The 26,650-nt window shown below is 28.1% G+C and carries 31 protein-coding genes and 2 pseudogenes; 27 read left to right on the plus strand and 6 right to left on the minus strand.

The window, feature by feature from the left end; translation table 11 throughout:
- Positions 1-467 precede the first annotated feature (467 nt).
- The 14 genes from I6H46_RS03695 to I6H46_RS03760 all read left to right on the plus strand — a co-directional run bounded on the left by I6H46_RS03695 (position 468) and on the right by I6H46_RS03760 (position 12,388).
- A complete protein-coding gene (locus I6H46_RS03695; RefSeq protein ID WP_019118902.1) occupies positions 468-914 on the plus strand; it encodes a PPC domain-containing DNA-binding protein in 447 nt (148 codons plus the stop codon).
- A 1-nt stretch (position 915) separates the two neighbouring features.
- Positions 916-2,193 (plus strand): HAD-IA family hydrolase, encoded by a 1,278-nt coding sequence (locus I6H46_RS03700; RefSeq protein WP_200226174.1) that lies wholly within the window; start codon positions 916-918, stop codon positions 2,191-2,193.
- Positions 2,190-3,497, plus strand: a complete 1,308-nt coding sequence (locus I6H46_RS03705) for a radical SAM protein (RefSeq protein WP_200226177.1) — start codon at positions 2,190-2,192, stop codon at positions 3,495-3,497. Before I6H46_RS03700 ends, I6H46_RS03705 begins: the two co-directional genes overlap by 4 nt.
- A gap of 72 nt (positions 3,498-3,569) precedes the next feature.
- Complete coding sequence (locus I6H46_RS03710; protein WP_019118898.1) at positions 3,570-4,385, plus strand: Cof-type HAD-IIB family hydrolase; 816 nt, start codon at positions 3,570-3,572, stop codon at positions 4,383-4,385.
- 120 nt (positions 4,386-4,505) lie between these two features.
- Complete coding sequence (locus I6H46_RS03715; RefSeq protein WP_019118897.1) at positions 4,506-5,297, plus strand: MBL fold metallo-hydrolase; 792 nt, start codon at positions 4,506-4,508, stop codon at positions 5,295-5,297.
- Positions 5,297-6,106, plus strand: a complete 810-nt coding sequence (locus tag I6H46_RS03720) for a tRNA 2-thiocytidine(32) synthetase TtcA (protein ID WP_019118896.1) — start codon at positions 5,297-5,299, stop codon at positions 6,104-6,106. The genes I6H46_RS03715 and I6H46_RS03720 overlap by 1 nt, the downstream gene beginning before the upstream one ends.
- On the plus strand, positions 6,103-6,987 hold the full coding sequence (locus tag I6H46_RS03725) for an undecaprenyl-diphosphate phosphatase (protein WP_019118895.1): 885 nt from the start codon (positions 6,103-6,105) through the stop codon (positions 6,985-6,987). Before I6H46_RS03720 ends, I6H46_RS03725 begins: the two co-directional genes overlap by 4 nt.
- A gap of 363 nt (positions 6,988-7,350) precedes the next feature.
- Entirely contained in the window at positions 7,351-8,214 is an 864-nt protein-coding gene (locus I6H46_RS03730; RefSeq protein ID WP_019118894.1) for a YveK family protein, read from the plus strand.
- On the plus strand, positions 8,207-8,812 hold the full coding sequence (locus tag I6H46_RS03735; RefSeq protein ID WP_200226179.1) for a CpsD/CapB family tyrosine-protein kinase: 606 nt from the start codon (positions 8,207-8,209) through the stop codon (positions 8,810-8,812). Before I6H46_RS03730 ends, I6H46_RS03735 begins: the two co-directional genes overlap by 8 nt.
- A 9-nt stretch (positions 8,813-8,821) precedes the next feature.
- Positions 8,822-9,316 carry an SH3 domain-containing protein gene (locus I6H46_RS03740; protein WP_019118892.1) on the plus strand — a complete coding sequence of 165 codons (495 nt, stop codon included), beginning with the start codon at positions 8,822-8,824 and terminating at the stop codon, positions 9,314-9,316.
- A gap of 91 nt (positions 9,317-9,407) precedes the next feature.
- Positions 9,408-9,785: a GntR family transcriptional regulator gene (locus I6H46_RS03745; RefSeq protein ID WP_004839873.1), complete on the plus strand. Its 378-nt coding sequence runs from the start codon at positions 9,408-9,410 to the stop codon at positions 9,783-9,785.
- Positions 9,778-10,644 carry an ABC transporter ATP-binding protein gene (locus I6H46_RS03750; protein ID WP_200226181.1) on the plus strand — a complete coding sequence of 289 codons (867 nt, stop codon included), beginning with the start codon at positions 9,778-9,780 and terminating at the stop codon, positions 10,642-10,644. Before I6H46_RS03745 ends, I6H46_RS03750 begins: the two co-directional genes overlap by 8 nt.
- Positions 10,625-11,257 carry an ABC-2 transporter permease gene (locus I6H46_RS03755; protein WP_019118891.1) on the plus strand — a complete coding sequence of 211 codons (633 nt, stop codon included), beginning with the start codon at positions 10,625-10,627 and terminating at the stop codon, positions 11,255-11,257. The genes I6H46_RS03750 and I6H46_RS03755 overlap by 20 nt, the downstream gene beginning before the upstream one ends.
- 180 nt (positions 11,258-11,437) lie before the next feature.
- A complete protein-coding gene (locus I6H46_RS03760; RefSeq protein WP_019118890.1) occupies positions 11,438-12,388 on the plus strand; it encodes a CorA family divalent cation transporter in 951 nt (316 codons plus the stop codon).
- 313 nt (positions 12,389-12,701) lie between these two features.
- Here I6H46_RS03760 and I6H46_RS09725 read toward each other — a convergent pair whose 3' ends face one another.
- Together I6H46_RS09725 and I6H46_RS09730 are read right to left on the minus strand one after the other, a co-directional pair.
- Entirely contained in the window at positions 12,702-13,238 is a 537-nt protein-coding gene (locus I6H46_RS09725; protein ID WP_325100620.1) for an SIS domain-containing protein, read from the minus strand.
- A 16-nt stretch (positions 13,239-13,254) separates the two neighbouring features.
- On the minus strand, positions 13,255-13,434 hold the full coding sequence (locus tag I6H46_RS09730; protein WP_234287411.1) for a hypothetical protein: 180 nt from the start codon (positions 13,432-13,434) through the stop codon (positions 13,255-13,257).
- 302 nt (positions 13,435-13,736) lie between these two features.
- Between I6H46_RS09730 and I6H46_RS03770 the strand changes: the two genes are divergently transcribed.
- The 11 genes and pseudogenes from I6H46_RS03770 (at position 13,737) to I6H46_RS10280 (ending at position 18,768) form a co-directional block, all read left to right on the plus strand.
- Positions 13,737-14,288 carry a PTS sugar transporter subunit IIA gene (locus I6H46_RS03770; RefSeq protein ID WP_234287412.1) on the plus strand — a complete coding sequence of 184 codons (552 nt, stop codon included), beginning with the start codon at positions 13,737-13,739 and terminating at the stop codon, positions 14,286-14,288.
- Positions 14,191-14,424, plus strand: a complete 234-nt coding sequence (locus I6H46_RS03775) for a PTS fructose transporter subunit IIB (protein ID WP_267907456.1) — start codon at positions 14,191-14,193, stop codon at positions 14,422-14,424. Before I6H46_RS03770 ends, I6H46_RS03775 begins: the two co-directional genes overlap by 98 nt.
- Before the next feature lie 78 nt (positions 14,425-14,502).
- Positions 14,503-15,045 carry a PTS transporter subunit EIIC gene (locus tag I6H46_RS09735; protein ID WP_234287413.1) on the plus strand — a complete coding sequence of 181 codons (543 nt, stop codon included), beginning with the start codon at positions 14,503-14,505 and terminating at the stop codon, positions 15,043-15,045.
- A complete protein-coding gene (locus I6H46_RS09740) occupies positions 15,045-15,527 on the plus strand; it encodes a hypothetical protein (RefSeq protein ID WP_234287414.1) in 483 nt (160 codons plus the stop codon). Before I6H46_RS09735 ends, I6H46_RS09740 begins: the two co-directional genes overlap by 1 nt.
- A gap of 130 nt (positions 15,528-15,657) precedes the next feature.
- Positions 15,658-16,277: pseudogene (locus I6H46_RS03785) on the plus strand (D-lyxose/D-mannose family sugar isomerase).
- Positions 16,278-16,319: 42 nt separating this feature from the next.
- A complete protein-coding gene (locus I6H46_RS03790) occupies positions 16,320-17,060 on the plus strand; it encodes a ketose-bisphosphate aldolase (protein WP_234287415.1) in 741 nt (246 codons plus the stop codon).
- The gene (locus I6H46_RS10270) at positions 17,057-17,185 is read left to right on the plus strand and encodes a hypothetical protein (protein ID WP_267907457.1); all 129 of its coding nucleotides are present in this window, start codon (positions 17,057-17,059) and stop codon (positions 17,183-17,185) included. The genes I6H46_RS03790 and I6H46_RS10270 overlap by 4 nt, the downstream gene beginning before the upstream one ends.
- A gap of 106 nt (positions 17,186-17,291) precedes the next feature.
- Positions 17,292-17,474 carry a hypothetical protein gene (locus I6H46_RS09745; RefSeq protein WP_234287416.1) on the plus strand — a complete coding sequence of 61 codons (183 nt, stop codon included), beginning with the start codon at positions 17,292-17,294 and terminating at the stop codon, positions 17,472-17,474.
- A pseudogene (locus tag I6H46_RS09750) lies at positions 17,441-18,249 on the plus strand (FGGY family carbohydrate kinase). The gene I6H46_RS09745 and the pseudogene I6H46_RS09750 overlap by 34 nt, the downstream one beginning before the upstream one ends.
- On the plus strand, positions 18,246-18,392 hold the full coding sequence (locus tag I6H46_RS10275) for an FGGY-family carbohydrate kinase (protein ID WP_267907458.1): 147 nt from the start codon (positions 18,246-18,248) through the stop codon (positions 18,390-18,392). Before I6H46_RS09750 ends, I6H46_RS10275 begins: the two are co-directional and overlap by 4 nt.
- 52 nt (positions 18,393-18,444) lie before the next feature.
- A complete protein-coding gene (locus I6H46_RS10280; protein WP_267907459.1) occupies positions 18,445-18,768 on the plus strand; it encodes an FGGY-family carbohydrate kinase in 324 nt (107 codons plus the stop codon).
- A 424-nt stretch (positions 18,769-19,192) separates the two neighbouring features.
- On the opposite strand, the gene I6H46_RS03800 is transcribed toward I6H46_RS10280, so the two are convergent.
- The 4 genes from I6H46_RS03800 to I6H46_RS03815 form a co-directional block, all read right to left on the minus strand.
- Positions 19,193-19,453, minus strand: coding sequence for a hypothetical protein (locus tag I6H46_RS03800; RefSeq protein WP_019118889.1), 261 nt, complete (start codon positions 19,451-19,453; stop codon positions 19,193-19,195).
- 9 nt (positions 19,454-19,462) lie between these two features.
- Positions 19,463-20,569: a toxic anion resistance protein gene (locus tag I6H46_RS03805; protein WP_019118888.1), complete on the minus strand. Its 1,107-nt coding sequence runs from the start codon at positions 20,567-20,569 to the stop codon at positions 19,463-19,465.
- The gene (locus tag I6H46_RS03810) at positions 20,562-21,686 is read right to left on the minus strand and encodes a 5-bromo-4-chloroindolyl phosphate hydrolysis family protein (protein ID WP_200226183.1); all 1,125 of its coding nucleotides are present in this window, start codon (positions 21,684-21,686) and stop codon (positions 20,562-20,564) included. Before I6H46_RS03810 ends, I6H46_RS03805 begins: the two co-directional genes overlap by 8 nt.
- A gap of 113 nt (positions 21,687-21,799) precedes the next feature.
- Entirely contained in the window at positions 21,800-24,658 is a 2,859-nt protein-coding gene (locus I6H46_RS03815) for an insulinase family protein (RefSeq protein ID WP_200226185.1), read from the minus strand.
- 170 nt (positions 24,659-24,828) lie between these two features.
- On the opposite strand from I6H46_RS03815, the gene I6H46_RS03820 reads away from it, so the two are divergent.
- Both I6H46_RS03820 and I6H46_RS03825 read left to right on the plus strand, forming a co-directional pair.
- Positions 24,829-25,830, plus strand: coding sequence for a PTS sugar transporter subunit IIB (locus I6H46_RS03820; RefSeq protein WP_019118886.1), 1,002 nt, complete (start codon positions 24,829-24,831; stop codon positions 25,828-25,830).
- Between the two features lie 9 nt (positions 25,831-25,839).
- Positions 25,840-26,649, plus strand: coding sequence for a PTS mannose/fructose/sorbose transporter subunit IIC (locus I6H46_RS03825; RefSeq protein ID WP_004839902.1), 810 nt, complete (start codon positions 25,840-25,842; stop codon positions 26,647-26,649).
- Position 26,650: the final 1 nt, after the last annotated feature.

The following is a 26,650-nucleotide window of genomic DNA, read 5'->3' on the forward strand; positions in this document are numbered from 1 at the left end:
TGCATGGAGCTAATTTTGTAAGAAGCTTCGCTTCTTTCAATTTTTTTAAATTTGATTTTTAAAAATAATTATAAATTCAAGTGAATTATTAGAGAAAAAATTGTTTGAACGTTAGTGAGTTATTTTTTCTCTTTTAATGAACTTAGAATTTATTTATTTTGGACTTATATACTTATTAAATTTGGATAATCGATTAAAAAACGAAAGAAACGTAAGTTTCTTTCTGATTTTGCTCCCTGCAAGGGCCGGTTAAGGGTTATAAAGATGGGAGTTCTTAGGGGGAAGGAAAAAGGGGACAATCGGAAGTCCCCTGTTCCTTCCGCCCTAAGTATACGAAGTTTTAATTTAATAAAATAATTTATTTTAAAATTAAAGATTAAAAAAAAATCAAAATCCAATATCCCTCCCCTTGTTTGGGTATAATGTTTAAAGAATGTGTAAGTTAAAGAAAAATGAAAGGATTTTATATGGTTTATAAAAGATTTGATGATAAATTAGTTATTAGATTAAAAAAGGGCGACAAGCTTGTTGAATCTGTTAGGGAAATTTTGGAAAAGGAAAATGTAAAGGCTGGTTTTTTAACTGGAATTGGTGCTACTGATAATCTTGATATTGGTCTTTTTGATCCTGAAACTAAGGATTATAATATAAAAAAATATGAAGAATATTTAGAAATTTCAAATCTTTGTGGAAATATTTCTAATAAAGACGGTAAGCTTTATACTCATTTTCACATCACTTGTGGCAAGGCAAAAACAAATGCTCTTACTGGAGATATTGCAGGGGAAGCAATTGCAGGTCATTTGAATGAGGCTATTATTTCTTTAACTGCGGAAATTTTTGTTACAATTATTGATGGCGATATTAATAGAAAATTTGATGAAGAATTGGGATTAAATTTAATTGAGTTTTAGTATGGATTATTTTATATTTGATATGGATGGAACTATGTTTGATACGGAAAATTTTTATTATCAAACATGGCGTGAGATTGCAAAAAAGAATAATTTTTCTTTTGATTTAGAAGATAAGATTCTTTTATCTGGAAGAAAAATGGATGAATCTATTTCTTATATGGTTGAAAAATTTTCTATGGACAGAAAAAAAGCTGTAGAAATTAGAAAAGATTTAAATGATTTGAGGGAAGAAAAATTTGGAAAAATTGATTATTCTTTAAAAAAATCTGGTTTGGTGGAATTGTTGGATTATTTGAAAAAAAATAATAAGAAACTTGCTCTTGCGTCTTCTTCTGAAAAAGACAGGGTAGATTTTTTGGTTGATAGGGAAGGGGTGAGAAATTATTTTGATTTGATAATTTCTTCGGATAATATTGTTGAAGGCAAACCAAATCCTGAAATTTTTAATTTTGCTATGGAAAAATTAAATGCTGATAAAAATAAAACTTATATTTTGGAAGATTCTCTTTCTGGGATAAAAGCTGCAAAGGCAAGTGGTGCTGTGGCAGTTTTGATAGTTGATTTGGACGATAGTGAGCTTATAAAAAATGAAGCAGATTTGGTGTTTTCATCTTTGGAAGAATTTTTGGATTTTTTAAAAAATAAAAATAATATTGATACAAGAAATAAAGATTTTTCTTTATCTTGCCCATCTTGTAAGGAAAAATTTACAAAATCTTTGCCTACTGCAATATTTTCTCTTAATGACAAAGATTTTATAGAAAATGTAGGTCTTGTTGAATGTCCATCTTGCAAAAAATTATTTAAATTAAATTATAGATATGTTTATACAGATAATGACAAGAAGTTGATGTTTGTAAATGATCCTAAATTTATCCAAAAAAGAAATCAACTAGCCTTCAAATCTTCCCTAAAAATTCTGGATAGGCTAAATAAAAATAAGGCAGAAGATTTTATAATAAGAATGTGCAAAAATGACCTTGATTTGAAGGAAAAAATTTCTATTTTCGATGATGGGAAAATTGATAATATAATTGAAATAATGAAGTTTGTCCTAATTCAAAGTCCAGATTTTAAATTTAAAAAAGAAGATATTTTGGCTATGCACTATAAAAATAATGAATTTATAATTGTAACAAAAAATGGAAAATTCAAAATGCCATTTGTGGATGATCTTTATCAAACTTTGTATGACAAATACATAGCCTTTGTTGATGTCAAAGAAACATCAATGATCGACCAAGTTTGGGCGAGAGAAATTGTAAAAGAAATATGAAAATATATTTAGAAAATGAAAATCAAAGAAAAATTGTATATGATATTTTAAATATTTTTTATGACAAAGAAGATTTTTCTTTTGTTGAAAAAAATCCTGATATATTGATAAAAAATGGACTTATTGAAAATAAAAATAAGTCCTACTTTTTTGATTCAAATTTAAAATTAAAACAAATTCTTTTTGAAATTTTGGAAAAAGAAAGCAAAAAAACTTCTGATTGGGGGATTTTAACAGGGTCAAAGCCTTCAAAACTTTTAAAAAATCATAGTTTTGATGATTTGAAAAATATTTACAAGTTAAAAGATAATAAAATCAATTTATTAAAAGCTATAAAAGAAAGTCAGGACAAATTAAAATTTGATGCAAAAGATTTTAATCTTTATATAAATATTCCATTTTGCCCTCAAAGGTGCAGGTATTGTTCTTATCCGACTATTGTGTCAAACACAGTAGAAAAAAATCTTTATGTCGATTTTTTATTAGAAGAAATTTCAAAAATTAATTTGCCAGAAAAATTGGATACAATTTATCTTGGCGGAGGAACGCCATCAAATTTATCTGTGAAAGATTTGGATAGGATTTTGTCTTTAATCAACGAAAAATTTATTTTCAATGAATTTACACTTGAAGCAGGCAGGGAAGATACTCTTGACTTTGAAAAATTAGCTTTGTTTAAAGAAAAAAATGTAGGAAGAATTTCCTTAAACCCCCAAACTTTTAGCGTGAATGTTTTGGAAAATATAAACAGACCAATCAATTTTTATAATTTTGTTAAAATTTATGACTATGCCAAAAAACTTGGTTTTATTGTAAATATGGATTTTATAGTTGGACTTTATGGAGAAAATAGGGAAAGTTTTTCTAAAAATTTTGAAATTTTAAAAAAATTAGAACCAGATAATATAACCTTCCATGCACTGGCTCAGAAAGTTGGCTCAAAATATTTCGAAGAAAATATAAATGGAAATGAAAGCGAAAGTATAAAAATTGCAAAGGATATAGAAATTTTTACAAAAGAAAATTCCTACAAGCCCTATTATCTTTATAGGCAAAAAAACATAATAGGAAATTTGGAAAATATTGGATATGAAAAAGAAAATACTTCTCAACGATATAATATTTTAATAAATGAAGAGCTTGAAAATATTATAGGCCTTGGCATGAATGCAAATTCAAAATTGATGAATGGAAAAAAATATAGAAATGAGAGAAATCTTAGAGATTATTATAAAAATATAGAAAAAGAAATTTATGATAAAAATAAATTAATAGAAAATTTTATTAATAAGCCTTTACATTAAGGCTTATTTTTATTTTTTAAAATATATAATTTTATGTGATAGAATAAAAAGAGAAGAAAGTTAGGAGTGAATATGGAAAAAAATATAAAACTTGTAGCTATTGACCTTGATGGAACTCTTTTAAATTCGGATAAAAAAGTTTCTAGGAAAAATTTTGAAATTATTAAAAAGTTGAGAGCAAAGGGGATTTTTGTAGTTATTGCTACTGGAAGACCTCTTGGTGGATTTTCTTGGATACTTGATGATTTGGAATTAAATTCTGATGATGATTATTCTATAACAAATACTGGCTCTCTTATAATTAAAAATAAGGACAAGTCGGATGTTTCAAAAAAAATTTTAAGCATGGGAGATTATTTAAATCTTAAAAAGATAATAAACGATAAGCTTCAAATAGGAATTTACAATAAATATAATTTGTATAGCAATAGCGAAAAGGTAAATAAATATTTTTTATTTGAATCTGAAATTTTAAAAATGCCTATTGAAAAAATTGATGAGAAAGATATGAGTCAAAGGGTTGATAGTATTACCATAACTGGAAACAAAGATGCTGTTGATGAATTTGAAAAAAATTATAATGAAATACTTTTAAAAACTTATCAAACAGTAAGAAATGTGCCAGAAGTTTTTGAAGTTTTGCACAAGGAGGCTGACAAGGGTCAGGCTTTAAAAAGATTGTGCGAAATTTTAAATGTTGATTTAAAATCAACGCTTGCTATTGGCGATTCAAATAATGACAAAACTATGCTAAACATGGCAGGAGTTTCTGCAACTTGCGGAAATGGGAGAGAAAGTGTAAAAGAAATGGTTGATATTGTTTCAAATTATTCAAACGATGAAGATGGAGTTTGTGATATTTTAGAAAAAATATTTTTTGCCAATTAAAATTGAAAAGAGCGAAAAAACCAGTATTATATGATTAGTTATTTATGTAAGATTTTTCTAAAATCTTACATATTTTTATGTTAAAATAAATTTTGTAAAATAAAAAAGATAGGAAGTATTATGAGTAAATTTTGCTCTCTAGCTTCAGGATCTTCGGGAAATTCTGTTTTTGTTGAACACAAGGGATCAAAAATTTTGATTGATTGTGGTTTTTCGGGACGAAAAATTGAAAATCTTTTATCTCAAATTGGCGAAAATCCAAAAAATTTGGATGCAATTTTTTTAACTCATGAACACATCGACCACGTAAAGGGAGCATCTGTCATGAGCAGAAGATATGATATTCCAATTTATGCCAACAAGGGAACCTGGCTTTCTTTTATTAAAAATGCTGGGAAATTAAAAGATGAAAATATAAAAATTTTCAAATCGAATTCTTTTTTTAATTTCAATTCTTTTGATATTTTTCCAATATCAATTCATCACGATGCAAATGAACCAGTTGGTTTTATTTTGTATTTGGATAATAAAAAAATTACGGTTTTGACTGATACGGGAATAATTGATGAGAGAATTTTAAATGAGATAAAGGGATCAGATGTTTATTATTTTGAGGCAAACCATGACCTTGATGCTTTAAAAAGAGGTCCCTATACTTATTCGATGAAAGTTAGGATTATGGGAAAGATGGGACATTTATCAAATGAACAATCGGCAAAATCTTTGGCTGATGCCCTTCAAGGCAAAAATGAAAAAATTTTTCTTGCTCACTTGTCTGAAACAAATAATTCAGAAGAACTTTGCAGGATAACTGTAGATAATTACCTAAAATCCTGCGGACTAGACACAAATAAAGATATACAATTGGAAGTTGCAAAAAGAAACGAACCTTCAAGCATAGTGGAGTTATGATGGAATTAGTAGAAATTGAAAGATCAATTATAAAAAAATATAGAAAAGAGCTTTGGTCAAAATTTATAAAAGCTGTAAAAAAATATGAATTAATAAATGAGGGCGACAAGGTCGCTTGTGCGATTTCTGGTGGAAAAGATTCACTTTTGACAGCAAAACTTGTTGAAGAATTGCACAAACATTCAAATGTAAATTTTGAAGTTGAATATATTTGCATGGATCCAGGCTACGATAAAGAAAACAGAGATTTGTTGGAGAAAAATTTAAAATATTTAAATATTCCAGCAAAAATTTTCGATTCGGATGTTTTTGAAATTAGCGAAAAAATTTCTGGAGACTATCCTTGTTATATGTGTGCGAGAATGAGGAGGGGATTTTTATACGCCAAGGCAAAAGAGCTTGGTTGTAATAAAGTTGCCTTGGGCCATCACATGAACGATGCAATCGAAACGACTTTGATGAATGTTTTGTATGCTGGAAATTATAAAACAATGAAGCCAAAACTTTTGGCGCAAAATTTTGATGATATGGAGCTTATAAGACCCATGTATTTTATAGAAGAAAAAGATGTAATAGCTTGGCGTGATTATGTAGGATTAAGTGCCTTAAATTGTGCTTGCACTGTTACAAAAAAAAGTGAGTCTTATACAAGAAAAAAAATAAAAAATCTTATTGAAGATTTAAAAGAAGAAATACCAAATGTAGAAAAATCAATCCTAAGATCAGCTGAAAATGTAAATTGCGATATGGTTTTGGGATATAAAATAAATGGTAAAGAACATTCATTCATGGAGGAATTTGAAAAATGATTTTAGATTTATTAAAAGTAATAATTCTTTCTATTGTAGAAGGAGTTACAGAATTTTTGCCTGTTTCATCAACAGGTCATCTTATTTTGGTAAATGAGTTTGTAAAACTTGAACCAGAAAAATTTGCCAACGCCTTTAATGTAATAATTCAACTTGGAGCAATACTTTCAGTAGTTGTTTTGTATTTTTCTAAATTAAATCCTTGGGATTTTGAAAAAACAAAAAGATATTTTCCAAAAAATTATGCGAAATTAAATGGCCAATCAAAATTTTATTATAGATTAACTCATCCTTACAAAGAAACAATTGAGCTTTGGAAAAGAGTTATAGTTGGAGTAATACCAGCAGGAATTTTGGGATTTTTATTTGACGATATAATTGATGAGTATTTATTTAATCCAATGGTTGTTGCCCTTATGCTTTTTGTTTGGGGTATTGGAATAATTTTAATTGAAAATAAAAACAAAAAAGAAAACAGACAAAGAGTCGATAATATTTCATTAATTTCTTATAAAACAGCATTTTTTATAGGATGTTTTCAAGTTCTTGCAATGATTCCAGGAACATCAAGGTCAGCTGCGACAATAATTGGAGCAATGATTTTGGGACTTTCAAGATCAGCTAGTGCAGAATTTTCATTCTTTTTGGCAATTCCAACTATGCTTGGAGCAACTCTTTTAAAAGTTGTAAAAAATGTATCAGGATTTTCAGGATATGAATGGATTTTAATTCTTATAGGAATGATTTTAAGTTTTATAGTTGCTTATATAGTAATTAAGAAATTTATTTCTTACGTACAAAAAAATGACTTCATTATTTTTGGAAAATATAGAATTGTCCTTGCAGTAATTGTATTTTTATATTTTCTAATAATTAAATAAAATTTTAAAAAATAAAAGGTGGGAAGATTCACTTCAGGAGATAACAAATCCTCAAGCACGAATATCTAACTTCAAAAATTGTTGATTTCTAAATTTCAAAATCCTAAAATCGCAAACTCACTTACGCTCAAACAGTGCGATTTTTGACGGATTTTTTCAATTTGAAATCAAGTCAATTTTTTCCGTATGATATTCTTTGCATGAGGATTTGATATGTTGTTAGAAATCTGAGGTGGGGAAACCCGCCTTTTTGCTTTGGCAAAACTTTAAAAAATTTTCCTTATAGTGTAAAATTAGAATAAGAGTTTTGAAAAATAAAAATAATTTAAATAAAAATAAATTACAGAAATTTCGGAGGAGATAATGAAAAAGAAAGAATCAGTATTTAGCGTAATACCAAAGGCTTTGGTTTTTGGCCTTATAATTGGAATAGGATTTTATTTTTTGTTTGATAAGTTTGGTATAAAAACTTATAAGGCTCAATCAAAAATCCTTACAACCTCTAATGAAAAAATAAAAGATGATGATAAAACTGCTTACACTTATGCAGAAACTGTAAATTCAAATGCTATCAAAAAAAGGGTAATTGAAAATTTAAAACTTGATATGGATCCTGGCGAACTTGACAAAAAAATTCAAATACAAGCAATTGCCAATACCCATATTTTAAATATAAATGTAAAAGATTCTATAAAACTTAGGGCAGAAGATATAGCAGATGAATATGCAGAAATTACAGTTGCAGTAATTAATCAACTTTACAAAGCTGATGCGGTAGTAATTGACAAGGCTTATCCAAATGCAAGTTTAGCAAAAACGAGCGAAAAAGATTCACTAAAAGTTGGACTTGCAGCTTTTATAACATATTTTATTTTCGGTTCACTTGTAGTGTCAATTAGAAATTCAAAAAATAATGATGAAGAAGAATATGTTGAAGAAAAAGAAATTAGAAAAGTCGTATTTACAAAAGATGATGATAAAGAAGAATACGATTATGAAAATGATTATGATAATGTAAAAGAATCTTATATAAATGAAGATGGAAATTTAGTACAAGAATACTACGACGACGAAGACAATGAATTATCCCAAGATATAAATTCTAATGAAGATTTATCAGCTGAGGAAGATGAAGATTTTAGATTATATCAAAACAAAGAAAACAACAAAGACTATACAATAATTGCAGATATGCCAAAATATGATGATGGTGATTTAGATGTTTAATAAAAATAAGGCGAAGGAGATAGAAAAATCTTTTGAATCCTTAAAAAATAATTTTTTGAAAATTGCAGATAAAAATTCTTTGGTACAATTTGTATCATCAAATGAAAAGATAAACAAGTCATCTTTGATTTTAAATTTAGCTAGAGCATTGGCAAAAGATAATTACAAGGTAATTATTATAGAAGCTGATTTTAGAAATCCAATGATGGGAGATTTGTGCGATATTGAATTTGATAGAGGATTTTTTGATATTTTGGAAAAGGAAAAACCTTATGAAAATTTCATAGTAAAAGATCATTTCCAAAAAAATCTTGACCTAATTCTTGCACCAGAACAAAGAGAAATAAATCCAAGCATTTTAAACTATGATAGGATAGAAAATATTTTTGATTCTCTAAAAGAAAAATATAATTTTATATTTTTAGATACAGCAGATAACGAAAAATACGACGATGCAAATTTTTATCCAAGACTCGCAGATTCAGTTATAGTTTTTGCCAGAAAAAAAGATTTCAGAAGAAAAAAATTAAATTCATCAATAAGAAAACTTGAAAATGTAAATGCCCAAATTTCGGGAATAATAACAACGGATAATTAAGGAGGAAAAATGAAAAAGAAAATTTTATTAATATTAGCCTTGAGCTTAACACTTTCAGCATGTTCAAAAGAAGAATATGTATCCCAAAGACATCCAGAAGAAAGCCAAATATCAAATAAAGTTTCAACAGAAGTAACCTTCAAAAAGAAAAACGAAACAAACGAAAATTCTTCTTCAAATAATCTTGCAAGTCTAAAAAATCTTGATGAAAAAAATAAATCAAACGAAACAGAAGACAAAAAAGAAACAAAAGAAGAAAAGAAAGATAAGAAAAATAAAAAAGAAAAAGATAAAGATAAAGAGCCAAAACAAGCTTATGGAATATTCACAGTAAAAGATATTTCAAATATAAGAAGACAAACAAACACAGATTCAGAAATTGTAGCAACAATCCAACCCGGAACACAAATAGAAAGATCAGAAATAGTAGGCGAATGGTCAAAAGTAAGCTATGGAGAATACCAAGGCTATATTTTGACAGAGCTTTTAGATGATATTCAATAAAAATTAGCTTGGTTTTAACCAAGCTTTTTTTATTTGTATATCTTGACACTTTTCAACTGTTAAGGTACACTATGAACAGTAGGAGGAATAAATGGATATTAAGATCAAATACTCGAGTAAAGATCCCATATATTTACAAATCAAAAATCAAATAAGAGACGCAATTTTAAATGATAAGATAGAAAAGGATAAGCCTCTTCCTTCTATTAGACTTTTGGCAAAAGAGCTTAGAGTTAGTGTAGCTACAACGAAAAGGGCTTATGATGAACTTGAAAAAGATGGACTTATTAATTCTGTTCCAGGAAAGGGAAATTTTGTAAAAGATCAAAATCCAGAATTAATCAGGGAAAAATTTTCTATAAAAATTGAAGATCATCTAAAAGAAATTATCAAATTGTCTAAACTTGCAGGAATTTCAAAAAAAGAAATTATTTCTCTTATGGATATATTGGAGGAAGAAGATGGATGATATATTAAAAATAAAAGGTCTAAAAAAATCTTTGAATGATTTTTATCTTGGACCTTTGGATTTAAATATCAAAAGAGGATCTATTGTAGGATATATTGGAGAAAATGGAGCTGGAAAATCTACTACAATCAAATTGATTTTGGGCGATATGAAAAAAGATTCTGGTGAAATTTATATTTTCGGCAAAAAAATTGAAGATTTGACTGAGGATGAGAAGAAAAAAATCGCCTTTGTTTTTGAAGATTTTTTCTTTCCCCAAGAGTTAAATATTAAAGAAGTTGAAAAATTTCACTCCATGTATTATGGAAATTTTTGGGAAAAAGAAACTTTTAATAAGCTTTTAAAAAGATTTAAGCTTCCAGAAAAAAAGAAAATTTCTACTTTTTCTAGAGGAATGAAGATGAAATTGTCTTTGATTTTGGCATTAAGCCACAAGGCAGAGCTTTTGATTTTGGATGAGGCGACAAGTGGGCTTGATCCTGTGGCAAGGGATGATATTTTGGATATACTTTTAGAATTTATCCAAGATGAAAACAAAAGCATTATGATTTCATCCCATATTTTGTCAGATTTAGAAAAAATTGCAGATGAAATTGCCTTTTTACATAGGGGAAAGCTAATTTTTGTTGAGAATAAGGATAAATTAAAGGAAGATTATGGCCTAGTTTCTCTTTCAAAAGAAGAATTTGAAAGTATTGATAAAAATTCCATAATTGCAGTAAGAGATTATAAATTTGGAAAAGAATGTTTGGTCAAAAAAGAATTAATTCCTCAAAATCTTGAAGTAGAAAATGTGAGTATAGAGGAAATTATGGTTTATATGATAAAGGAGAAATACAATGAAAGCCTTGATATATAAAGATTTGATTTCAATAAAAAACGCTTTGCTTTTACAATTTGTAATAATAATTGCTTTGGGTATTTATTTTTACAAAGAAAATCAACTGGTTTTGATTCCCTTATTTTTTATTCTAATTCCAATAATACTTTTGGGAATGGTCTTTGGAATCGACAACCAATATTCAACAAATAAATATTTGATTTCAAGTGGAATTTCTAGGAAAAAAATTGTATTTTCAAGATATGCCATAATTTGGTTTATGTCTATTTTTGCAATGGCCTTGTCATTTCTTGTAGGATTTAATAAAAACCCACTTACAAAAGAAATTCCCTTAATTTTGCTTATATCATCCCTATTTTTTGTAACAAGTATAGTTGGAGTAGTTGAACTTCCATTAATGTATAAATTTGGGGCAGAAAAAGCAAGACTGGTTTTTGTAATTTTATATTTTGTAGTATTTGCATTTTTCTCAACAATTTCATCAAATAAAGAATGGATTTTAGAATATGTAAATAAGGGCTTAACAATGGATAAAACACTTTTATCCTTAATAATTTTTGTCATAACAATAATAGTCCACTCAATTTCGGTTTTTATTTCCATAAAAATTTTTGAAAATAAAGAACTATAATATGTTTATAAAAATAAGAATCTTTTTTAGACGTTTGTAAAAAATCGTTGAATAAAGGATTCTTATTTTTTATTTTTAAAAATAATATCTATAAATTAAGCTTTAAATCGTTGAAATTTTATCGATAATTCATATAGTCATAATGTAAAAGAAAAGTTTCCCGATTTTAAGGAGAAAAAAATGGATTATATTTATAAATTTGACACGGATAATGGTTTTGAACAAACCGATATTTCTAGTTTTTATGATGTTATAGAAGATGATGATTTTTATTTGATGTATTTGGGCAAGGCTAGTTTTATTGATTTTGCAAAAACTTATAATTTGGATGATGCTATAATTGATTTGCTCTTGTCAGATACAGCCAAAAAATCTTATATGGCAGTGGAAGATAATTATACATTTGCAATTTTAGAATTATTAGACATTATGGGAAATCTTGAAACTTCAGATCTTATAGGATTTTATATAGAAAACAACAGACTTATAATTGTTGACTTGTATGACAGAGACCAATCGACAACAGAGGCATTTAGGAAGATGCTAACAAAGAAATTTTCAGCAAGATCTCCTGGAAGGCTTTTGAAATATTTTATTACAGCTCTGGTAAACAACCACACAAGAATATTTGATCAAATAAAAAATTCAACAGCAGCTGTGGAAGATGCGATAATAAAAAATAAAAAAAACAGAGATAGCATAGGAATAATTTCTGACAATAGGCATAAGGCTCTAAATTTGTATGCATCATACGAAAGACTTCTAGATACCTTGGAAGTTTTAATGGAAAATGAAAATGAAATTTTTGATGATGACGATATAAAACATTTAAAATCGGTTTTATTTAGGGTGGAAAGATATTCTTCAAATATTTCCTACCTAAGCGGATATATTACAAATGTTAAAGATTCCTACACATCAAAAATGGACCTTTCTATGAATAACACCATGAAAGTTTTGACAGTTGTAACGACAATTTTTACACCAATCACGATAATAACTGGTTGGTATGGGATGAATTTTGAAAATATGCCAGAATTAAAATGGAATTTTGGCTACATTTATGTTATTGGAATTTCTTTGATTAGTGTAATTTTAGTATATATATTATTTAGGAGATTTGATAGGTGAAAATAAAATATAAAACCCATCTAAATCGAATGAAAGGATCGAAATCTCAATGGAATAGGTTAAATTTAAATATAAAGTAAAACAAAAGAGATCTCTCGACAAGCTCAAGATGGGTTTCTCTTTATTTTCCTTAATTTTTAAATGATTAACTTTTTTTATTCAACAAAAAAAGGCAGAAAAATAATGATGTGTACCCTCTTTACTGGATAACCCAGTAGGGAGGGTACACATCATTTTTCAACAGCCCTTTTTTATTTTATTAATTTCAGATGAGAATAGGAAAGATTTCTAAATAAATTATAATTATAAATTATTATAATTTTAAAGAAGAGAAAAACTCGTATTCTAGTTGTTGAGATTGTAGCAGTTGATTTTTATTATGTTTTGTTGAAGCAACAAAGGCTATAATTATATCATTAATTATAAATTCTCCTATATGAGATTCTAAACCATTATAAGAGTCATTTATATCATTATAAAGTTTACCTGAAAATATTGTAATATCTGAATTTTCAGATAAACTGGAATTTATTTCTGAAGTGATACAAGCTTGTTTTATATTTTTGTTATTAGCTATATCGCTAACTTTTAATATATTTTTTGATAAACCAGATTTTGAAATCGTAATTAAAAAATCATTTTCATTTAAGTTACTTGTATAATTTAATAATCTTTCATTAGTAGAAGTTGTAAAAGTTTTTATGCCTAGTCTATTTAGTCTAAATTCTAAATCTAGGGCAACGGGCAGAGTATTTCCTGTGGCGGCTATTAAGGTTATGTTGCTGTCTAATAATTTACTTACTAATTTTTTTATATTATTTATATTATCTTCTTTGTTAATAGTGTTTATTAAACTTTTTTTCTATTTAAAAAAATTCTATTGGCTTATCCTGAAAATCGGCAATATCATTTTGATTTCCTTCACCAATATCTCTTAAAAGTAAAATTTTCATTTGGTAAAAACCGTCAAAACCAGAATGTTGACACATTCTAACAACAGTTGCATCGCTTACTTTTGTTTCGTTTGCTATTTCTTTTACACTCATAAGAGTTACTTTGTTTGGATTGTTGATTATATAATCCGCAACTATTTTTCTGCTTTAAAAAGATTTTTGTAATTATTTTTAAAATATCAATAACTTTTTCATTTTTATCCAATTTAGTCATAATACACCTCTATGTAATTATATTACATTATATAAAATAGCAAAATAAAAAATATAGTTTCATATTGACATTTTTATAATTAGTGTTATTATATAAATATGAAATGGTATTACATAAAAAAATATAAAGTACAATTTATGTAATAATATATTTTGTATTTGCTAAAACGAAAGGAGGAAATATGGAAATTGACAAAATATTAGATGACAATTTGATTTTAAATGACTTAAAGGCAGAATCTAAAATTCAAGTATTAGAAAAATTATCTAAAGTTTTGAAAGAAAACGAATATATTTCAGAAGTGGATGGTTTTGTAAAAGATGTTTTAGAAAGGGAAAAACTCGGAGTAACAGGCATTGGAAATTTTGTTGCAATACCTCATGGGCAAAGTGATTATGTAAACGAAACAACAATAGCGATTGGGAAATTAAATAAGGAAATTGAATGGGAAAGTTTAGATAATAATGGAGTAAGGATAGTTATATTATTTGTTGTAAAGAATGATAAGAACTTTGCAGATGAACATTTGAAATTACTATCAAAAGTAGCTTCTAATTTAGCAAATGAAGATATATTAAAAAAATTGTTAAGTGCGGATTCTAAAGAAGAAATAAAAATTGTTTTAGGAGTTAGGGATGAAAATAGTTGGTGTTTGTGCGTGTGTTGCTGGTATAGCTCATACATATTTAGCGAAAGAAAAGTTAATAAATGCAGCTTGCAAAAGAGGACATGAAATAAAAGTTGAAACGCAAGGAGTTATTGGAATTGAAAATGAGCTTACCGAAGAAGAAATAAAAGAAGCAGATGTAGTAATTTTAGCAGTAGATGTTTCTGTATCAAAGAGAAATCGTTTTGATGGCAAAAAATAATAGAAATTTCAACTAGCACAGTTGTTCAATCATCTGATAAATTGATTGAAAAAATAGAAAAATTAATGGAGAAATAAAATGAAACAATTAAATATTAGAAAACATGTCATGACAGCCATATCCTATCTAATACCTTTTGTATCTGCGGCAGGAATGCTTATGGTAATTGGAAATATTTTAGGTGGAAAAGTTGTTGAGATAGATGGTGGATTTATTAATTTAAATGATGCTTTGAGCACATTGGGAGCTAATGGATTAGGCTTTATACCTATAGTCATATCAACTGGAATTGCGTATTCTATAGCGGACAAAGCTGGAATAGCACCAGGAATTATTTTGGGTGTTTTATGTAAGACAAATGGTTATGGATTTTTAGGTGGTATAGTAGTAGGATTTTTAGCTGGATATTTAACAAAAATAGTTTTAAGTAATTTAAAACTTCCAAAGTGGATGCAAGGACTTATGCCTCAATTAATTCAACCTTTAATAGTAAGTTTGATTATAGCTATTTTGATGCAATATATAATTGGAGTTCCTATAATTTGGTTGACAGAAAGTGTAAATTCACTTCTTAAAAGTTTAAGCTCTAAGCCAGAATATTCTATGATTTTGGAGTTGTAGTGGGAGTTTTATCTGCGGTAGATTATGGTGGACCAATAAATAAGGTTGTATTTACATTTTCAGCAGCTGCTTTGTCCGAAGGATTTGGTGGTCCTATATGTAATTTGATTCAAGCGAGTATGATTGCACCATTTGGATTAACAATTGGATATTTCTTATCAAAAATCATCGGCAAAAAAGATTTATTTTCACAACAAGAGGTTGATTCTTTAAAAACAGCATTCATTATGGGATGTTTTCAAATAACAGAAGGTTCATTTCCAATAATATTGAATAATTTATTAAGAATAACTATATGCACAGCTGTTGGTGCTGGTGTAAGTGGTGGATTAGTTGGACTTTGGAATATTGAATCAAAAGTTCCATCAGGTGGATTGGTAGCGTTACCTGGAATTAACAAACCTTTATTGTGGTTAGTTTCTTTATTAGTAGGATCTTTAGTATTTGCTATTTTGTTACAATTTTTAAAAATAAAAAAGTAACAAATTTTGAGAATAAAAAAGATAATAATGATGAGCTAGAAAATTTAAGTTTTTCATAAATTAGAGAGGTTATATGAAAAGATCACAAATTAATAAAGCAATAAAAGATATGGAAAAATTTTTGAAGAAAATGAATGTATATCTACCTGATTTTGCATATTGGTCAACTGAAGACTGGAAAGATAAAAATAATGAATATGACATAATCAGAGATAATAAACTTGGATGGGATATAACCGATGCTGGTTTAGATGATTTTGAAAATATAGGTTTTTCATTATTTACTTGTAGAAATGGAAATATAAATAAATCTTCTTCAAAAAATATGCAGAAAAATATATTATGATAAAGCAAAATCAAGAATTTCCGTTTCATTTTCACTGGCAAAAAACAGAAGATATTATAAACAGAGGCGGAGGAACTTTGCTTATAACTGTTTATAATGATGACGATGGAAATTTTTCTAAAGATGATGTCTTAGTAGAATCTGATGGAAGAGAATATTATGTAAAGGCAGGAGAAAGTGTTGAATTAAATCCTGGACAAAGTATTACCTTAAAGCCATATCAATATCATAAATTTTCTGTAAAAGAAAATACTGGAGATGTATTAGTGGGAGAAGTTTCTGAAGTTAATGATGATGATAATGACAATAGGTTTTATGAACAAGTAGGAAGATTTCCTGAAATAATAGAGGATGAAAAACCTTACAAATTATTATGCAACGAATATCCTAAATACAATGGATAAGAGAATAAATAGAAAATGGAATTAATAATATAGGAGTTTAAAATGTTAATTAATATGAAAGAAATGTTGAAAGTTGCTAACGAGAATAATTTTGCTGTACCAGCATTTAATATCTCATCATTACCTATGCTTAATGGAGTTTTCAAAAAATGTGAAGAACTAAAATCTCCAGTAATTATAGCTATACATCCCGATGAACTTTCATACGTGGAAGATAGTTTTGTAAAAACAATAATTGATAAAGCAAATAAATCTGAATTACCAGTAGTGTTACATTTAGATCATGGTTCTTCTATAAAACAAGTTATTAATGCAATAAAAGATGGATTTACATCAGTTATGATTGATGCTAGTACATTTAAATTTGAAGAAAATATTGAAATGACAAAAAAAGTTGTAGAGCTTGCTCATAGCGTAGATGTATCTGTAGAAGGAGAACTCGGAACAATTGGTGTAGATGCTGGAGATGAATATGGTGGTTCAAAAGATATTCAATACACAAAACCTGAAGATGCTAAAAAATTTATAGATCAAACAAATTGTGACTCTTTGGCAATAGCAATTGGAACAGCTCACGGAATATATCCTGAAAATTATGTTCCTAAATTAAAACTAGATTTATTAACACAAATAAAAGATCTAGTAAAAATTCCTCTAGTATTACATGGTGGCTCATCAAATCCTAATGCCGAAATTGCAGAAGCTGTAAAAAGAGGAATCAATAAAATCAATATATCATCTGATATAAAAGTGGCATTTTTCAAAAATGTAGAGAAGTTTTGAAAGACAATTCTTTAAGAGAACCTAACGCTATATATCCTGCTTGCATAGAAGCTATGTGTGAAGTTGTAGAAGAAAAAGTTAAATTGTTTGAATCAGATAATAAAGCTGAATTATTTTTTCAATAAAAATATTAAGAATTGATAGCAAGAATGTGCAAAGTTATACCTTTGCACATTTTTAAATAATATAAATAAAAATATAAAATTAAAATCATTAATGAAAGGAAATAAAATGAATTATATTTTAGGAATTGACCTAGGAACATCTTCATTAAAAGGAGTAGTTTTTGATCAGGATGGAAATTTCATTGGTGCAAAAGTAGTTCTTATGATGTTTGCAATCCCAAAAAAGGATATTGTGAACAAAACCCTAAATTTTGGATTGATGCTTTCGAAAATGTTATTGAGAAATTAAATCGTGATTTTGATTTAAATGAAAATCTTATAGCATTAAGTTTTTCTGGGCAAATGCATAGTTTGGTTTTACTTGATGAACAAGGAAGAGTTTTAAGAGATGCTATATTATGGAATGATGTAAGAACTATTGATGAGTGTAAATATATAAGAAATAAGTTTTCTGATAAACTATTAGAAATTACAAATAATATCGCATTAGAAGGTTTTACACTTCCTAAAATTTTATGGGTAAAAAAATACGAAGCAGAAATATTTGAAAAACACACCACATTTTATTACCTAAAGATTATTTGAGATACTATCTAACAGGAAAATATAACATGGATTATTCTGATGCAGCAGGAACTTTACTTTTAGATATTGAAGACCATATATGGTCGGAAGAAATTATAAGAAAATTTGGAATAAATAGAAAATTACTACCACCTTTACTAAATTCGACAGATTTTGTTGGATATGTTAAAAAAGATTTGATATTAAAATACGGGTTTAAGAAAAAAGTAAGAGTATTTGCAGGATGTGCTGATAATTGTGCTAGTGAAATAGGAAGTGGGGTTATAGGAAAAGACGATACCATGCTTTTAAGTATAGGTACATCTGGAGTAATCCTTAATCCGGAAAAGAAAATAAATAGATCTTACAATGGAAAATTACATTTTTTTAATTCGATTTATAAAGATACGTATTATTCTATGGGAGTTACCTTATCAGCAGGACAGAGTCTAAATTGGTTTAGAAAAAGTTTCTCAAAAAAGAAAAATTTGAAGATTTGACTAAAGATATAGATAAAATCAAAGCAGGAGCTGATGGTCTAATTTTTGCTCCATATTTAAATGGCGAAAGAAGTCCATATTTTGATGGAAATATTAGAGGAAGTTTCATAGGATTAGATATTTCTCATACAAAAAACATTTAGTAAAATCAACTTTAGAAGGAATAACTTTTCACTTAGAGATAATTTTGAAATGATGGAAAAATCAATAGATTCTCAAATAAAAAATATTATATCAGTTGGCGGGGGTTCAAAAAATAAAGATTGGCTACAAATCCAAGCAGATATATTTAATAAAAATATTATGACTATAAATATAGAAGAAGGACCAGGACTTGGTGCAGCTATGATTGCGGCTTTAGGCATGAAATATTTTGATAATGTAAAAGAGTGTTCAGATGCCTTTATAAAATATACACAAATTATAAAACCAAATAAAGAAAATTCAAGAATATATGATAAGTTGTTTGAACAATACAAAAAATATACCCAAATACAAAATCAATTTGTTACAATTTAATTGGTATATGTGAAAATCAAAATAAAAGTAATTGAAAATATCTTAAAATATTAACTGATAACGATTAAATATATAAACTTTAGCAAAAAACAAAATCAAACAATCGCCCATCTCGAGCGAATGGAATGAGTCGAAATCTAAATTGAATAGGTTAAATTTAAATGTAAAGTAAAACAAAATAGATCTATCGACAAGCTTGAGATTGGTTTTCTCTTTATTTTCCTTAATTTCTAAAGGATAAAATGTTTTTGTATATGGTTTTTATTTTTAAAATAGAAAAGTTTGCATTTTGTTATATAAAATTATTTTTAACCGATTTTATTGTACAAAGCTAGAGGAGAGCCTTCAAGCTACAAATTTATTTCTATTCCAAGACAAACAAAAAGACAGGAAAATTCCTGCCTTTTTTTAGTCCGGTTGTTTTTTATCCTTTTAAACCATCTGCTTGTCTTTGCATATTTTCTACTACTACGTCAAAAATATCTCCGATTGATTGGGCGTATTCTAATATTTCCCATGGTTTATTTGTGTGGAAGTGGATTTTTATCAAATCTTCATCTCCTACTGCAAGTAGGCTATCTCCTTCGAAATTTTCTGTTATATGATCGAAAATTTCGTCTTCGTCTAAATTTTCCCCTGCTATTAAAAGCTGGGTGTCAAATTTGAATTCTATTTTTTCTGCCATTTTTTTCTCCTAACTATTTTTCAATAAATTTCTTTTTAATTCTTCTTCAAGACGGCCAAGTTCGTTTTTGGCGTCTTCTCTGTTTTTCTTTCCTTCGATTTGGATTGTCCTTACTTCATCAATCGCCTCGATTAGTCTATCGTTTGTGTATTTTATTGTATCAAGGTCTATTATACCGCGTTCGGTTGCTCTTGCTGTGTCTATTGTATTTTGTTTTAATTTGTCGGCATTTGATTTTAACAAGTCATTGGTAAGATTTGTCACGGCTTCTTGGGCACGTATTGCTTGTTCGGTGTGGCTCATGCCAAGGGCTAAAACCATTTGATTTTTCCAAAGAGGAATTGTATTTACAATTGTTGTTTGGATTTTTTCTGCCATAATTGAGTTTGATGATTGTACCATCCTAATTTGTGGTGCCATTTGCATTGAAACCATTCTTGTTAAATCTAAATCGTGCAATTTTTTTTCGAACCTGTTTGCTTGGGCTTTTATGTCATTTGCTTTTTGGGCATCCATTGGAAGATTTGAAATTCTTGCTGTATTTTCAAGAGCTGGTATATCTTTTTCAAAAGTTCTTTTGAGTTTTCTATTTCCAGCCTCTATATACATAGAAAGTTCTTTGTAATAATCCTCGTTTAATTCGTACATTTGATCAAGCAGAGAAATATCTTTTAAAAGTCTTATTTGATGGTTGTCCAAGGCTTTGGCGATTTCGTCTATATTTTTTTCGGTTGATTGGTATTTTAATTTCATATTTTCAAGCTTTGATTTTTGCTTTTTAAAAAATCCAAACATACCACCATCGTCTTGGTCCATTGACTTGATTTCTGAAACAACCTTATCCAAAAGTCCTCCAATTTCTCCAAGCTCTTTGTTTTTTACTGTGTTTAAGGTTTTTTCTGAGAAATTTGAAATCTTTTTTTGAGCTCCAACCCCGTATTGGAGAATTATATTTGAATCTTCTAGGTCAATTTTTTGGGAAAAATCGTCAATTTGTTTTTCTTCTTCTGGAGAAAATTTTATTGACTGATCTATTTGGATTTTTTCCTTATATTGGGCTGGTTTTAATTCGACCTCTTCATTTTCTCCGTCTAATCTTAATTTAATATCACTCATCTTTGCTCCAATCTTTTTCTAAATATCCTTCTTGGTTTAACAAAATTTTCATTGTATCAATGTCTGTTTTTATATCCATTGTCCTGTCTTCCATTAGCTCTAATTGGATTTTTTCAAAGGCTTCATTGATTATTTCTATGGAAGATTCTATTTCTGCAAGTGAATTTTTAATTTTTGAATCGTTTGATTCCATAATTTCGTATTCTGTGTAAGCATCAATTAATTTTACAGTTGTTGGCAAATAATATTCTATAAATTTGTCCAAAACATAAGCTTTTTCTGGGTATCTTTTAATAATGTTTGTAATATTTTCAATTGTTTTTTTGATTTCTATTACTTTTTCAAGAAAATTTCTATTTTTAATTCTTGAAATATCAAGATTTATGGAAGTAATTTCTTTGCTTGAAATTCTTATTATTTCTTCAGCTTTATCCTTGTTTGTTTTTGTGCTTGCATCTTGGGCTATTTTTTTATTTTCTTCGTGTGATAAATTTGGCATTTGATTTTTTTGATTTTTATATAATTTAAAAGTTGGAATATCTAACAAAAATAATGAATTATTTTCTACAATTCTTGCTTGTTTAAAATATCCTTTATTCATCATATACATAAGCTCTTTTATGGTATCTTCTTCTGATTTTTGAACTGATGATGCCAAATCTCTTATTGGAATTACGGTGTTATGTCCAAGCTCTCTTAAAAATCTTGTGTAATCTTTTGAAATCATATCCAATTGTTGAGATTTTTTAAAAGTAAAAAATCCAGATATTGAAAACAAAGCTGTTAAAAATAGATTTTTAAAAAAATCATAGGAAAATCCGTCAAAAAATAAAACTATTAGCATAGAAAATGCAAATAGAAAAGAAATTACCATTGCTGTTTTAAGTAAGCCAGCTTTAGTTTTTTCTGGAAGTTTTTGGGCGCAAACTTGAGGATTTTTAGTTTGGATTGCGGGTTTTCTAACTTGATTTCCGTTTATAAAATTCATTGTTTTATCAATAAATATATCAAGACTTGTCTTGACCTTTTCACTTATATCAGAAAAATCCATATCGGAAATAGCTTTGTTTAGACTATTTTCTAAAGATTTTTCGTTTTCTTTATCATAATTTGTCATATTCACTCCTTAGTAAAATTATACCAGAAAGATTCAATATATAAAAACTATCTTAATATTTATTTAATATGAAATAGCTAAAATTAAATAAATTAATAATAAAATCAGGATATTTAAGAATCTAAATCTATTATTTTATCAAAATAATTTTCATTTTCCCTTAATTTTTCCCTATTTCCAAAAACTGTAAGATTGTTTTTATCCAAAATATTTCTGTAATCATCTTTCAAATTAATTATATCATCTAAGTTAGCATTTTTTATATCAAGAAGTTTTTCTTCAAGCTCCTTATAAGAAAATCCTTGTAAATATCTTATAAAATCCAAAGATCCCTTGGCTTGAAGAGATTGAGGTTTTAAATATGAACCCATTTTTGAAATTTTTTGGTTTTTCAAATCATTTGAATCAATTTTTAAATCCTCTAAAATTTGAGGGATTTTTTTATAATTTTCTACAGTGTTTTTTATGTGAGGGTCCCTGTAAGAATATGTTCCAATATTTCCGTACTTATCAACCATAAGACCTGCTCCATAGGCTCCTCCTTTTGCACGAATCAAATCATGAAGGTAAGGGTTAGAAATAATTGATGAGGAAAGAGCCAAAAGATTTAATTTATTGTCAGAAAATTCTTCTAAATCTCCTCCCACAGACACATAATTTACATTTGCATCAGACAAAATTGCTTCTTTATAATAGGACTTATGAAAATCTATTTGACCTTTTTCTTTTTTTATCTTTTCAAGGTCTGAAAATTCTTTCTTTACATAAGCCTTAACTTTTTTATAATCTTCATTTGATCCTGTGATATTTATTAAAAGATTTTTTGAAAAAATTTCTTTATACAAATCTTCTGATTTTTCCTTAAATTTATGGAAATCTTCTTCTATATCTTTGGAAATTTTCTTTATAAATTCATAGTATCCAAAGCCATTTAGCTCATCTTTGATATATGAAAGTTTATCAAAATGTGAAAATGAACGGGTAAGGGCAAGGCTATGACCAGAATCATACATATTCATTTCAAATAAAGCTTTAATTTGTTTTAAAATATCATTAATTCTTTTTTCATTATCAAAAACAGACTCATTCATTATTTCTTTTACAATTTCTAAGGATTTTTCGTACCTATCTATAGTAGTTTTAAAGGAAATTTTTAAATAATTATTAATTTCTCCGTCCTTGTTTTTTATATTTTGGATTGTAAAATTAAGCCCTGCCATATTTATTGGAATTAAATCATCCAAATTTTGGTAAGAATGTTTTTTTGTATCAATTGAGCCCAAAAAGTCTGAAATCAGGCAAAGATATTTGAGATTTTCAAGGTTAAGGTGGTTTATATCAAAGAAAAATTCATTATAAATCATCCCTGCGCTATCAAGGTTGTGGTAGATAAATTTGAAATCATCATCTTCGATTTGTCTTGGAACTTTTTCAATATCAAGGTCAACATCTTTAATTTCAAGGGCTGGGATGGTAGCCTTATCTTCTTTTAAATCTTCTTTTTCTTGGAAGGCTTTTAATTTTTCTTCCTTTTCCTTTAATTTATCAATCTGATCTTTTGATAAGGAATTTTTCAAATTTTCCAAATCTTGGTCGATTTTTTCTTCAATATTTTTAAAATAATCCTTATTTGGTTTTGCCACAAGAACTAGTTTAGTCTTGTTATTTATAAAATATTTCCCAACTTGTTTTTCAAAATAATCAGTTTCAATCAAAGCTCCCAATTCGTTTATATAGTCAATCAAATTTAGGCTATCAAAAATTTCATTGTCCAAATTGTGCATGAGTATATATTCAATGCCCTTTGATGCTGAATTCATTTGCTCTCTTTGGGAAAAATCAAAAATAGCGTGGGCAGCTTTTAGGGAATCTTTTGGAATATGGTGGGCATATTTTTCAAGCTCTTCTTCGATGATTTTTACAAACTTATTTAAGTTTTCAACTGATGTGCCTTGGGCTGTAATTTGAATGGAAGATCTTTCTCCGTAGCCAGTCCTTGCATAAAAACTTTCAGGAGAAATTTCCTTATAAATTCTTTGAGAAATTTCTGATGAATCTGAATTAAAAAGGGCGATTGATAAAATAGCATTTGCCAATTGTTCTTTTATATCAGATCTTTTATTAGTTAAAAATGAATAGGTTAGGTATGATTTATTTTTATCTTCATTATTTGATTGATAAGAAGTAAAAATTGGTTTTTGGTAATAATTTTCAACGACCTTACAATCTGCAATAATTTCATTTTTCTCATAATGGGACAAATATTCTTCATCAAGATTTTTTAAATATTTTTCAATATCCATATCTCCATAATAAAAAATTTCAGCGCTTGATGGGTGGTAAAATCTTTTATAAAAATCCAAAAATTCTTCGTATGATAATTTTGAAATATCGTAGGTATTTCCTCCTGAAACATATTCATAGCAGGAATTTTTGTAAAGATATTTATTTATTTCATTTACAATAATAGTATCTGGATTTGTAGTTGCCCCTTTCATTTCGTTGTAAACAACGCCCGATACAGAAAATTTTCCATTCTCATCAATTTTTATAGATTTTCCCTCTTGTAAGAAAATTTCTTCTTTACCTAAAACTTTTGGATTAAAAACTGCATCCAAATAAACATCTTGGAGGTTAAAAAAATCCTTATCGTTTTCGCTTGCAACAGGATAAACAGTTTTATCAGGATAGGTCATTGCATTTAAAAAAGTTTGAAGACTTGATGCAATCATATCCATAAAAGGCTCTTTGGTTCTATATTTTTTTGAACCATTTAAAACAGAATGTTCCAAAATGTGAGAAATCCCCTTGGAAGATTCTGGTGGCGTTTTAAAAGCAATTGCAAAAGTTTTGTTTTTGTCATCGGTTTTTATATAATTAATTCTTGCTCCAGATTTTTTGTGTTCATACAAAAAAACATCCAGACCAAGTTTTTCAAATTTTTTATTTTTTATTAAAAAATATTTTTCCATTAATAAATCCTTTCTTTATATTTATTACTACAACTATACTCTTAAATAAATTTCATCTCATTAATAGGAAAAAATTAATTTTTAAAAAAATATTTAAAAAATTTTTTGATATAGTGTAAAATAAAAATAGGTTTATTTAATAAATCAATTTAATTTAAGGAGGGAAGTAAATGATAGGTATTATACTGGCAAGTCACGGCGAATTTGCTCAAGGTATAAGACAATCTGGGGAAATGATTTTTGGAGAACAAGAAAAATTAGAAACAGCAGTTCTCTTACCTTCAATGGGTCCTGATGATTTAAGAAAAGATCTTGAAGAAAAAATCAAAAAACTTGATTGTGAAGAAATTCTTTTCTTAGTTGACCTTTGGGGTGGAACACCTTTTAATCAAGTTTCAGCTCTAATGGATGGAAATGAAGAAAAGTGGGCAGTTCTTACCGGACTTAATTTACCCATGCTAATTGAGGCACTTGGCTCAAGACTTATGGAAGAAAAATCACATGATCTTGCAAGAGTTTTATTAGAGCCTGCCAAAGAAGGAGTAAAAACTAAACCAGAATCCTTGATGGACGATTACAATAAATCTAATGCAAAAGATGATTCAAAAGAAAATCTTCCAAAACATACTGGAACAATTCCAGAAGGAACAGTAATTGGAGATGGAAAAATTGACGTTGTTCTTGCAAGGATTGATACAAGATTACTTCATGGACAAGTTGCTACAAGTTGGACAAAATCTACAAATCCAACAAGAATTATTGTCGTAAGTGACAATGTAAGTGAAGATGCTTTGCGTAAGTCAATGATAATGGAGGCTGCTCCTCCAGGAGTTAAGGCTCACGTTGTGCCAATTTGGAAAATGGCAGAAATTTTTGAAGATCCACGTTTTGGAGATACAAGAGCAATGCTATTATTTGAAACACCACAAGATGCTTTAGCTCTTATCGAAAAAGGCGCAGATTTAAAAGAAATAAATCTTGGCTCTATGGCTCACTCACAAGGAAAGGCTTATGTAACTTCTACCGTTTCTATGGGAAAAGAAGATGTTGAAACTTTTGAAAAATTACTTGATAAAGGAATAAAAATCGATGTAAGAAAAGTTCCAGCAAATCAGCCTGAAAACTTTACAAATATTATGAAAAAAGCAAAATCAGAACTTGGTTTGGCTTAAGGAGGAATTATGTCAGCAATTAGTATTATTTTAATTGTTATAGTTGCTCTACTTGCGGGTATGGAAGGAATCTTAGACCAATTTCAATTCCATCAACCAATCGTTGCTTGTACTTTGATTGGACTTGTAAGTGGACATTTAAAAGAAGGAATTATGCTTGGCGGTGCTCTTCAAATGATTGCTCTTGGTTGGGCAAATGTTGGAGCAGCAGTAGCTCCGGATGCGGCTTTGGCATCAGTTGCAAGTGCTATTATCATGGTTTTAGCTCTACAAGATGGCTCAGGAAATGTAGATAATGCAATAAATACATCAATAGCTGTTGCTATACCACTTTCAGTAGCAGGTCTATTTTTGACAATGATAGCAAGAACTTTATCAATTCCAATAGTTCACGGAATGGATGCAGCAGCAGAAGAAGGAAATTTCAGAAAAATTGAAGTTCTTCATATTCTAGCAGTTTTGATGCAAGGATTAAGAATTGCAGTTCCTGCAGCAGCACTTTGTTTTGTTTCACCAAAAGTTGTAACAGGCGTTTTAAATTCTATGCCAGGTTGGTTAACTCATGGTATGGAAGTAGGTGGAGGAATGGTTGCAGCAGTAGGTTATGCGATGGTAATTAATATGATGAGTACAAAAGAAACATGGCCATTTTTTGCTATTGGTTTTGCAGTTGCAGCAATCCCACAACTAACTCTAATCGGACTTGGTGTAGTAGGATTTTCACTTGCACTTATCTATTTAAAACTTAAAGAATCATCTTCATCAAATGGATCAGCTAATACTGGAGATCCACTTGGCGATATTATAAATGATTATTAGG

This window comes from Anaerococcus obesiensis (assembly GCF_016599815.1).
In the GTDB taxonomy this organism is placed as follows: Bacteria; Bacillota; Clostridia; order Tissierellales; family Peptoniphilaceae; genus Anaerococcus; species Anaerococcus vaginalis.